The organism is Saccharibacillus sacchari, assembly GCF_037722395.1.
Taxonomy (GTDB): Bacteria; Bacillota; Bacilli; order Paenibacillales; family Paenibacillaceae; genus Saccharibacillus; species Saccharibacillus sacchari_A.
Window position 1 is genome coordinate 1 of record NZ_JBBKAR010000059.1, and the last position, 1126, is coordinate 1126.

The following is a 1126-nucleotide window of genomic DNA, read 5'->3' on the forward strand; positions in this document are numbered from 1 at the left end:
TGTTTCAATAGAAAAAGAAATCTAAAAAATATTTTTCCAGTCTTTTATGTCAAACAAATCGTTATGTGGCACTAGCTCCAAAGCATTTCTACCCATTGTTTCCACTAAATAAGGTTCATTCATCAACCTATCAATCTCATAAAAGATGAGATTCTCATCAACATCTTCATGACTCCCTAAATTTACAAATACTTCTTTATTCTCCAATTCCTCAATGCTGATACGTTGGTTCTCTGCTAAAACAATGATTAATGCCGGAAGTCCAAGTAAGCAACGTTCCCAAGTTGATGCTCCTCCTGCTCCTATAGCAAGATCTGCATCATTCATCAACTGAGCCATGTAATCAATTTGAACATGAATTTTAGTATCAGGTATTTTTCTACATAAATCGTATATTTCTTGAGTATGAGGATTACTTGCTCCGAGCACCACATCAATATATAAATTTTCTCGCTTCAAAATAAGTAAAGCTTTCAAAGTCTTAGAAGTCTCGTTAGTAAGATCACTACCTCCAAAAAAAATCAACAATCGTTTAATTTCTCCATTCCGAACTCTTGGTTTAATATTAAGGAATTCAGATCGAAAAAGCATATATTTTGTGCCTAGAAGAGCAACACATTTTCGAGGGATTTTTCCTTCATATCTATCGAGAGGGTTTAGATGGAAATTCTGATCTAGTAAGACATCACAGTTATGAATTCGATTAGCTAAATCGTCTATTACAAAAATTCGCTCTACGCATTCAGATACTATGTTTTCCCAAGTTACGTCAAGTGAATAATGATCCACAATAATCCATTCAAATGGACCATGCTTTTTCAGAAGATCAGTTGTTTGTTCAGCATCATTTTGAATAGTTTGTTTGATTGCATCTATTAATTGTTGAATTGATAAAGAATCCTTAACAATGTTTGATTGAAGTAAATGAACATGAAAACCATAACTTTTTAAAAAATCTGCCATATTACCTTTAAGATTCAAAGAGATAAAATGAATTTCGTAACCGAAAGAAACTAAGATGCGAGCAAGGGTCACACAACGCATAATATGTCCTGATCCTAATGCCAGACTTGAATCAGCTCGGATAGCAATTTTCATCACTTTTAATCTCCTAGTTTCTTTTGAT

The 1126-nt window shown here is 33.2% G+C and carries 1 protein-coding gene; it reads right to left on the reverse strand.

Annotation, left to right across the window (positions count from 1 at the left end):
* Positions 1 to 21: 21 nt before the first annotated feature.
* The coding region (gene pseG, locus WKI47_RS24460; protein WP_340229821.1) for a UDP-2,4-diacetamido-2,4,6-trideoxy-beta-L-altropyranose hydrolase at positions 22 to 1126 on the reverse strand (1105 nt) is incomplete at its 5' end.